The 8384-nt window shown below is 63.3% G+C and carries 11 protein-coding genes and 1 tRNA gene; 5 read left to right on the top strand and 7 right to left on the bottom strand.

All coding sequences use genetic code 11. The annotated features are described in order from the left end of the window. The first annotated feature begins 208 nt into the window (after positions 1-208). Both JOZ76_RS19310 and JOZ76_RS19305 read left to right on the top strand, forming a co-directional pair. Positions 209-283: transfer RNA gene (locus JOZ76_RS19310), tRNA-Glu, on the top strand. A 20-nt stretch (positions 284-303) separates the two neighbouring features. Next, entirely contained in the window at positions 304-552 is a 249-nt protein-coding gene (locus JOZ76_RS19305; RefSeq protein WP_291700863.1) for a porin, read from the top strand. A gap of 137 nt (positions 553-689) precedes the next feature. On the opposite strand, the gene JOZ76_RS19300 is transcribed toward JOZ76_RS19305, so the two are convergent. Then, entirely contained in the window at positions 690-845 is a 156-nt protein-coding gene (locus tag JOZ76_RS19300) for a hypothetical protein (RefSeq protein WP_291700861.1), read from the bottom strand. A 563-nt stretch (positions 846-1408) separates the two neighbouring features. Continuing rightward, a complete protein-coding gene (locus JOZ76_RS19295) occupies positions 1409-2167 on the bottom strand; it encodes an outer membrane protein (RefSeq protein WP_291700859.1) in 759 nt (252 codons plus the stop codon). A gap of 364 nt (positions 2168-2531) precedes the next feature. Here JOZ76_RS19295 and JOZ76_RS19290 point away from each other — a divergent pair, with 364 nt between their 5' ends. Then, the gene (locus tag JOZ76_RS19290; RefSeq protein WP_291700856.1) at positions 2532-3554 is read left to right on the top strand and encodes a patatin-like phospholipase family protein; all 1023 of its coding nucleotides are present in this window, start codon (positions 2532-2534) and stop codon (positions 3552-3554) included. A 28-nt stretch (positions 3555-3582) separates the two neighbouring features. Here JOZ76_RS19290 and JOZ76_RS19285 read toward each other — a convergent pair whose 3' ends face one another. From JOZ76_RS19285 to JOZ76_RS19275, 3 genes are all read right to left on the bottom strand, one after another. Further along, positions 3583-4110: a BA14K family protein gene (locus tag JOZ76_RS19285; RefSeq protein WP_291700854.1), complete on the bottom strand. Its 528-nt coding sequence runs from the start codon at positions 4108-4110 to the stop codon at positions 3583-3585. 282 nt (positions 4111-4392) lie between these two features. Then, positions 4393-4671, bottom strand: a complete 279-nt coding sequence (locus JOZ76_RS19280; RefSeq protein WP_291700852.1) for a hypothetical protein — start codon at positions 4669-4671, stop codon at positions 4393-4395. Further along, entirely contained in the window at positions 4668-5129 is a 462-nt protein-coding gene (locus tag JOZ76_RS19275) for a hypothetical protein (RefSeq protein WP_291700850.1), read from the bottom strand. The genes JOZ76_RS19280 and JOZ76_RS19275 overlap by 4 nt, the downstream gene beginning before the upstream one ends. Before the next feature lie 873 nt (positions 5130-6002). On the opposite strand from JOZ76_RS19275, the gene JOZ76_RS19270 reads away from it, so the two are divergent. Further along, a complete protein-coding gene (locus JOZ76_RS19270) occupies positions 6003-6290 on the top strand; it encodes a hypothetical protein (RefSeq protein ID WP_291700848.1) in 288 nt (95 codons plus the stop codon). A 16-nt stretch (positions 6291-6306) separates the two neighbouring features. Here JOZ76_RS19270 and JOZ76_RS19265 read toward each other — a convergent pair whose 3' ends face one another. Both JOZ76_RS19265 and JOZ76_RS19260 read right to left on the bottom strand, forming a co-directional pair. Then, positions 6307-7224 (bottom strand): sulfite exporter TauE/SafE family protein, encoded by a 918-nt coding sequence (locus JOZ76_RS19265; RefSeq protein ID WP_291700846.1) that lies wholly within the window; start codon positions 7222-7224, stop codon positions 6307-6309. A gap of 15 nt (positions 7225-7239) precedes the next feature. After that, the gene (locus tag JOZ76_RS19260) at positions 7240-7521 is read right to left on the bottom strand and encodes a hypothetical protein (RefSeq protein ID WP_291700844.1); all 282 of its coding nucleotides are present in this window, start codon (positions 7519-7521) and stop codon (positions 7240-7242) included. A 264-nt stretch (positions 7522-7785) separates the two neighbouring features. On the opposite strand from JOZ76_RS19260, the gene JOZ76_RS19255 reads away from it, so the two are divergent. Continuing rightward, positions 7786-8384 (top strand): PrsW family glutamic-type intramembrane protease (locus JOZ76_RS19255; RefSeq protein WP_291700865.1); only part of this gene is annotated, 599 nt, incomplete at its 3' end.

The following is an 8384-nucleotide window of genomic DNA, read 5'->3' as shown; positions in this document are numbered from 1 at the left end:
CTTCTCGCGCCAAATCCGCTCCACTGGCTTGCCCGGCCGCGCAAACGCCTCTATACGTTCGCCCGTCCGAGGCTTGGCCGCGCATCCCGCGGCGAGGTACCGGCGCGTGAAGTTATTGGCATAGCGCCTTGATTTCACAGCTTTTTCAAAATAGCCGTGCGAGACGGTTCGCTGCCTGCGTGACAACGCGGGGCCAAGCGGCGGTTTTGCTCCCTTCGTCTATCGGTCAGGACGCCACCCTTTCACGGTGGAGAGAGCGGTTCGATTCCGCTAGGGAGCGCCACCCCTGACAAGGAGCGGCAATTGCGGACCTTCTTCGTCGCCATGCTCATCGCCGTCCTGTCACCTTCAGCCGTTCTGGCCGCGCCGGCCAGCCGTCCGAAACCTGACTACACCACACCCGCCAATCGGCTTCCGCCTGCGAAGAGCGCCGCCGGCAATCCCTGTGCCGTATTTGGTCCGGGCTTTCTCAAGGTCGAGGGCACCGACACCTGCATGAAAATCGGCGGGTCCGTCCAAGTCGATATCAGCGGCGCCGCCAGGCCGCGTTGATCGACCAGGAAACAGCACCAGGACATCTTCGTCCTTCGGCCATGCGATGCTGACACGTACGGCAACCGGACGAGACTTCCGGCCTTCAGTCACATGCTCGGGTGGGCGCACAGCCCCACCGCCCCCTCAGGCTAGGCCTAACTGCCGTCGCGGACGGCCAGCGTCGAACCCAACTCCCGCAGCGCGCTGTCGAGTATCTGTTTGCGTTCATCGTCAGTGAAATGCTTGATCGTGTCCCGCACATATCCGGCAGCTTCCTCAATCGCTCGCGGCACCTTCGGGGCGCTGCTCATTGAATGACCCTCCTGGCTTCGGAGACGGGACACCGCGGCCCGCCGCCTGATCTTGTGTGCCCTGGATACAACAAGAGCGTGTATGAATTCGCCTCGCCTTGAATTGCGCGCATGTGCGCCCGCGTGAAGCCACTTTTGAAACGCGAGTTAGTCAGGCCGGAAGCGACTCGCTCGTGGCGCGATCGTGGCAGTGGCGTAGCGTGGCGCAAGGATGGATTTGATGATTGCGGTGGCACTTTTCGGATTGTTCAGCACTGGCATTTTCCTTGCTCACGCCGTGGACGCCTATCACGCTCAATGGAAGTGGGAGGCCTGAGCTATGAGCAATATCCCTCTAGATCTGCAACGAAAATGCGAACAGCGGTGGGCCGCCAGATTCGTGAGGCCGGCCCCAGTCGTCGCCTCTGGCTCTCAAATCGCTGCTTTCGCGGAGTTGCCGAAGGAGGCCGAGCCAGAGCCGGCAGAAAAGCCGGTGGGTTGAAACGGCGGAGTCGAGATCCACACCGGCTATTGTGGCGCGGGACTGAAGCCAGGCGCCCTGATGTTCACGGGCGCAGCGAGGACTATTTGGTGACGACCGCGGCGCCGCCCCAGTTAAACCTGACATTGATGCCGGCGCGGACAACGTCGTCCGTCAGCTTGAGGTCACGCGTGGCAGCCGGCAGCGGGTTCGGCTGATTGATATATTGCCTGCTGCCGAAGTCGGCATGCAGATATTCGAGCTTCAAGCTCACCGCGCCCCAGGACGTCAGCCAAGCCGCCCATTCGCTGCCAACCCCGACCGCGAGGCCAGTGCGGGTCCTCGACTCGGATATGGAGCCGGACGCGAGGGAGACGGTGACGCCGGTGCCGGCAAAGGCAACGCCCCCGGTGCCATAGAGCAGGAAATGGTCGAACGCGTAGCCGACGCGACCGCGCAGCGTGTCGATCCACTTCTCGCGCGTCGAACTCGTCGCCCGGACGTTGAAAGGCGGCCGGTCCGGCGCGCTGCCGTGCTGGTCGGTCCATGACGCATCGTTTTCGAAGCCAATCACGGTTTGCTCGATCTGATAGTCGCAGCCGAGCGCACCGCCGGCGATGCTGCCCTTCAGTCTGAAATTGCCGGTGATCGTGGTGCCCGCGGTGTTGCCGGAACGCGCGATCTGCTCGCTGTCGCCCCAATTGCCGCCGCCGGAGACACCGACATAGCAGCCGGTCCAGCTGAACTTGACAGGCGCCGCGGCCTTGACCACAGGCGCGGCCCTTGCCGCGGGCTGATCGGCCGCGGAGGCGTTTGATCCGAGCCCGACCAGGGCGATTGCGGTCACCAGAAACGTTTTCATGTCAGCCCACCACGAAAGATGCGCTCAAAAAGCGCCTCGCATCACATGCTCCCCATTGATTCAGACGTTCGACCCCTGCTGGCGCCGAAATTTTTTCCGCCTCTCATCGTCGCCTTGAAGTCGTTGAGAGGATCAGGCCAAACGGCGCGCTTCATGGTTCGGTGATTTGCCGCGCCGCCCCGTCTCAGTCCCAGCTGCCGCCTGGCCCAGGTCGGGTTTGCAGCCCGCCTCGTCTGATGACCCCCTTGCACGCAACGGGAATACGATCTCTCCTGAACCGGTCACGCGAGTGGTGAAAGCGCCCCCACTCGCCCCGGGGTCAGAGGGAATGCCACGGCGCACAGAAGCCGCTTGGGAGTGAGAGGTGACTGGTCCATCCAAAAACGTGAACCTCGCACTGCAGGGCGGCGGCGCGCATGGCGCGATCGTCTGGGGCGTGGTCGACCGCCTGCTCGAGGACGGCAGGCTGGGGGTCGAGGCGATCAGCGCCACCAGCGCGGGCGCCATGAACGCGGTCTCTCTCGCCTCCGGCCTCGCCAAAGGCGGTCCCGAAGCGGCGCGGCAAACGTTGCATGAGTTCTGGTACGCCGTGTCGCGGCTCGATGTGATGTTCGACCTGTTTTCACGCTGGAACCAGTGGCTGCAGGCGCTGAAGCTGCCGCCGGAATATCATCCCTATCATGCGGTCATCCACACCCTGACGCACACGCTGCCGCCAAACCTGCTCAACCCGCTCAATTTCAACCCGCTCCGCGACGTGCTGCTCAAGACCATCGATTTCGAACGGCTCAACCATTCGCCTGCCCCGCATCTATTTCTGAACGCAACGAACATCCGCACCGGCAAGATGAAGGTGTTCGAGACGCCACAGATATCCGTCGAGGCCGTGCTCGCCTCCGCCTGCCTGCCGCCCTATTTCCAGGCGGTCGAGATCGACGGCGAGCATTATTGGGACGGCGGCTATCTCGGCAACCCGGCGATCTTTCCGCTGATCTATCGCCGCGGCGCCAAGGACGTCATCATCGTGCAGGTCACCGCGATCACACGCGACGAGATCCCGACGAGCGCGGCCGATGTCCTGCACCGCATCACCGAGATCAGCTTCAACTCATCCCTGATGCGCGAAATGCGCGCGATCGCCTTTGCCACCGGGCTGATCGACAATGGCGAGCTCGATCAGACCAAGCACAGCCGCATGTTCATGCACTGGATCGGCAACGACCGCCTGATGTCGGAGCTTGGCACGGGCACGCATTTCCACCCGGAATGGGGTCTGCTCTGCCGGCTGCGCGACGCAGGGCGCGAGGCCGCCGGAAAATGGCTCGATCAGCATTTTGACGACGTCGGCGTCCGCTCCACGCTCGACATCGCAAAGATGTTCTTGTGATCTTCGCGCGCTTGTCGACCGACGCGCGTCACGACCGGCAGGCGCGACGTCGCCCGGAATAATCCGTGTAGGTCCCGGAGCTCGCGTCATAGCTGCGGAAGTGCCTACAGCCGGGTGGGCCCTCGCGGCTCTCACGTGGCTTCCTGCGCCCGCGCTCCGGCAACGCCGGCTCAGGCGCTTCCGGACCGGATCTTGCGATCGACGCGGTCGCCTCCGGCGACTTGGCGGCCGAACTCTTGTCTTCGGCACTTTCAGGCTTTCCGTCGCCGTTCGGCCGCTGCTCTTCGGCGGCGGCCGGCGTCTGGCTCGAGCCTTGCGGCGCAGCTTCGGGCGCGGGTTCGGCGCTCTTCGCGGTCACGTCGTCCGGTTGCTTCGCAGCGCTCTTCTTGTCGGCGCTCTTCTCTTCAGCAGTCTTGGGGTGTGCGTCCGCAGCGGCCGGTTTTCGGCTGTCGTCCGTCGCCGCCGGCTTCTCGTTTGCAGCCTTGTGCTGCTCGATAAAGCCCTTGCAGAGAAACGGGAAGACGATTTCGCCCGATGCCGTGACACCGATCGGCATGCAGCCGCCCGGCGGCGGCTCGTCTTTTGCGGCAGACTCGCCGGGGCTGGTCGAGCCGGTTGTCTGGGCGGGGGCTTGGGCAGCCGCGTCTGTCAGAAGCAACGCAGCGGCAAGCCAGACAAGCGCGCCAGCTGACACAAGTGGAAATTTCATCTGACTGGAACGCCCTTTAGCGCGACCAGAAACGCAATGGTCGCGACTGCGGGCACTGTTGGGACACAGCAATGGCGCTTTGATGGCAACGATAGCGGTATAATGGGGTCGCGGAGCGCGTCAGGCGGGCTACATCGAACCGCCACCGCCGCCAAATTGTCTAGACCGAATGAAGTCCTGATCTGAAACACCCGGCGTCGCATAGCCGAAAGCGTCGGGGTAACCTGTCCTCGAACGCGCCCCGGCCCGCGTGTGACGCTGGCGCGCTTGAGCGGAGATGCCGGCGTGATGTTTCTTTGCCTCGTGATGCCGCATGGCAGGCGCGTTGCTCGACAAAGTCTTGGCCGGGGCGGCGGGCGCCAATGACACGAGAGCGGCGGCGGACAATGCAATAATCGCTGTCTTCACCTTGTCCTCCCCTCGTCCTGATAGATGAGACCCCGCGCGCCGAACAATATTTCGCCGCTTCGCCGGCGTGCCGCATCACGCTGCGGTGAGGTGCCGGACAGGCGATCCCAGGCGCTGTCGTCAGGCGGGCGAGGCCAACGACTTTCCCCAAATTGTATCGTTGCGACGACCTCGAACGACGATGATGATCCGGGACGTCGTGCAACCCAGTTTTTCATCGCAAGGCAGGCTTTGCAAAAATCGGCACAGACGCCGGAGGTCTCGACATGCGCTGCAACTGATTCGCCCGTCGGGCAGTTTTTCGCGGCGCCATCGGCGTCGCATCGCTCGGCACTGGGCACGATCGCTTCGGCACGGCGACGAAATTCGCTCGTCCATTCAAAGGGGAAGCAATGTCGAAACGCCGGCACAAAAAATTTGCTTCCGTTTTCCAGAATTCTGTGCTTATCTCCCGCCATCCCGGCCCGCACGAGGGGCGTTTCGCGATCGTCACGAACGTTGGGCTGGAGATGCGGTGGACGCGATGAGGTTGCCAGACGAGCGGCATCATCACGTACGGCAAAGCCGCGTGGTCCTGGTCTCCCGACGCTGAGACCAAGTCGTGCGAAGCCTGGCTTCGCGCGGCGATGGGGGCAAGAAAGCCCGGTCCCCAGGGAGAGCGCGATATAAGCCGTAAAGCCATCGCGCAGGGAAGGCCGGTTGTTCGGCCAAACCTGTGGTGACTGCCGCCAGCTTTTTTTGATGCTGGCGGGCCATGGGTGCGGCCGGCACCCGGCCTTCCCTGCGCCCTCTGTTTGCAGAGGGACAGATTTTTCGCAAAGCTCGGACGCATCGGCGCCGCGGGAACGATGAAGTGTGTGTTGATCGATCGCGGTTACCGCTATTTCAGTGGTGATCACCCACGAAGGAGGGTGATCCAATACGCCGCGGCCTATCCGCTCTGCTGTCTCTGGACTACTGGATCGCCCGGTCAAGCCGGGCGACGACAGCGTGGTGCCCCCCAACCGCCCGCCCCACTGCGTGGGTTACACGACCACCACGAAAGAGGCCGTCCCGGCAAGATGCCGAGACGGCCATGGATCGCGTCGAGGGGAAGCCGACGGCGATCAACTCATTGACGATGCCCCTCGTCGTGCAACGGTTTGTCTTTCCGTGAAACTCCAGCGTTCCCTTGCATTTTATCGACCGGAAATAAAATCCCTATCGCTGGTTGCAGGACACCGCCCTGCCCGGATCGCGCGACATCCATCGCTGACATCTCCGACCTGCGGGCCGGCGTCAAATCAGCGCCACAAGACTGATGCCCACTGCAATTCAAAGGGAGCAATTTGATGCGCATTGTCTTGGCCGGCATCCTGATCGCAACATGGGCCGGAGCGGCCATCGCGCAGGACAATCACGTGCCGCGCTATGGTGAGGAGGACAAGGACAAGTCGCCCGGCCAGATCGAGTCCGAAAAGGCCGCGGGCGACGCCTACCGAAAATCACTCCGTAACATCCCCGACAAGGGACCGACCGATCCCTGGGGCGCGGTGCGCAGCGATGGCGGCGCAAAAGCCACGGTCGCCACCGCAAAGCCGAAGAAGGCCAGGACCGGCGGCGCCGACGTCAGGCCATGAGCGCGCCGGTCGGCCTCTATCGGAGCTCGACCGTCTGCGACCGGTCCAGCGCCTGCGAGCGCTCCGCCATCTGCGGACGCTCCGCGGGCGAGGCCCTGTGCGCGGTGAAGAAAATGTACAGCAGATACAGGTCGAGCACGATGGTGGCCCCCATCACGCTGTAGGCCCATGGACTCTGCATCAGATTGAGTTCGATCAGCACACGCGACAGGCCGAAGCCGACCACCCAGGCGTCAAAGCTCATGCAGATCCGGCGGAATGTCTCGGCATCGAGCCGGCGGATCACGTAAGCGCCACAGGGGATGCCGACGAGCACACTCGGAATCAGCACCAGCATCAGATTGTTGCTCTCCTGGATAAACAGGCCGAGCTTGTAATAGGCGACCGCGGTCACGGTCGATTCCACCACGCGAACCAAGGCGAGCCCGGCGCGAAATTCGTTTTTGACGAGCCCCTGGTTGTTGAACAGGATGGCGAGCGGCGGGCCCGAAATGGTCGTCACCGAGTAGAGAACGCCCAGCATCGATCCGAAGGGAAGGCCGACCATCCAGGTCGACTCGATCGGCCTTCGCCAACCGGCGGCCTGCAGCAGGATCAGCGGCAGCAATACGGTGTAGGTGCAGAACTTGATCCAGCCCGGCTGCAGCGAGGCCAGCGCGAACGAGCCGATGGCGATGCCGGGGAGCAGCCCGATCAGGATCGGCATCACCCGCCTCCAGACCGAGGGCACGCCCTTCAGATTGATGAAGAGGACGTAGAAGTTGATGAGGACTTCGACGACCACGATCGCGGGATTGAGGACGCGGTTGGTATAAAAGACCAGCGCCAACGGCACCGTGAGCGAGGAGAAGCCATACCCAATCGCGCCATTTACGAAGGCCGCCGACAGGGCGATTCCGGCGAGAACCAACGCAGCCAGATCGAAGGAAGACATGTATCGCCTTTCAGATCACTCGCCGGCGAACGGCGCGGATTGCAGCGCCGGCTTCGCGTACACCTCAACGCGACACAACGTGATCAAGCCGCCAATTTTCGGCTCCTGACGAAAGATCAGGCCGTCACCCCACCGCATCTTGCTTCCCCGCTCGCTGGCACAACGCAACAACTGCATTCTGTTGTCGGCAAATTCAAGAACCCTTTGATAGACTTGGATGATTCTGATCTGCTCAAGCCCCGGAACGCCGTTGATATGCCAAGACGGCGACGAAAAGGAGATTCCTGTTCTCGTCACCTTTCTGCTGAGGCGGCTGCATCTTCAACGACATGGGGGATGGCCGGCGGATTGGAAGGGGCGCGCGGTCTGGAATTCGCCGCCGGTAAAGTCGGAACCGGCCGCGCCCGGAGGAGCCCCGATCACGAGGCGGAGCAGACAGGTGCAGCCCGGATATGGTTCGCTGAGGCGCAAATACCGCTCGTCAACCGCGCCCTTGCCGCGACAGGCGGCTCGCCCATTTGCAGTGGATCATTCCAAAAAAGCACATATTCTGCCGCGTTGATGAACATTCTGGAGTCCCTTCCCACCGTCATCGGGACCGCCGCGGTCGCGCCTGCCTTGCTGATGCTGTGGATCGTGATCGCGGCCGGGGAACACCCCGGCTCGCCCGTCAAGGTATGGGCGGCCTTTCTGCTGGGCGCGGCCAGTATTTCCCTGCTCGGACTGCTCCGCGCGCCGTTTGCGCGGCTGATTGCTGCTCCCGAGACGCCATGGCTGGAGCAAGCCATGCATTCGGTGTTCGGGGTCGCGCTGCCGGAAGAGACGGCCAAGATCCTGGTGATCGCCGCCATTACAGCGCGGCGCCGCCCCTTCGCCGATCCGATGGACACCGTCGTCTATGGCGCCGCGGCGGGCCTCGGCTTCGCCGCCTACGAGAATCTCGCCTATCTCGTTCAGCACGCCGAGATGTGGCGATCGCTGGCTGCGCTGCGCACGGTCCTCACCGTGCCGTTTCATGGCGCGCTCGGCATCATTGCCGGCGCTTATATGGCAATCGCGCGATCCGGCACGGCGCTCGGCGCCAACCGTCGCCACCGCGATTGGGCGCGCATCTCGAGCTGGACCCTCATGCTGATGGGGCCGCTGGCGCTGCATGCCGC

It is taken from the genome of Bradyrhizobium sp. (genome assembly GCF_019244115.1).
In the GTDB taxonomy this organism is placed as follows: domain Bacteria; phylum Pseudomonadota; class Alphaproteobacteria; order Rhizobiales; family Xanthobacteraceae; genus Bradyrhizobium.
The sequence above is the reverse complement of the archived record's forward strand: the minus strand, read 5'-3'. Positions and strand labels throughout refer to the sequence as shown.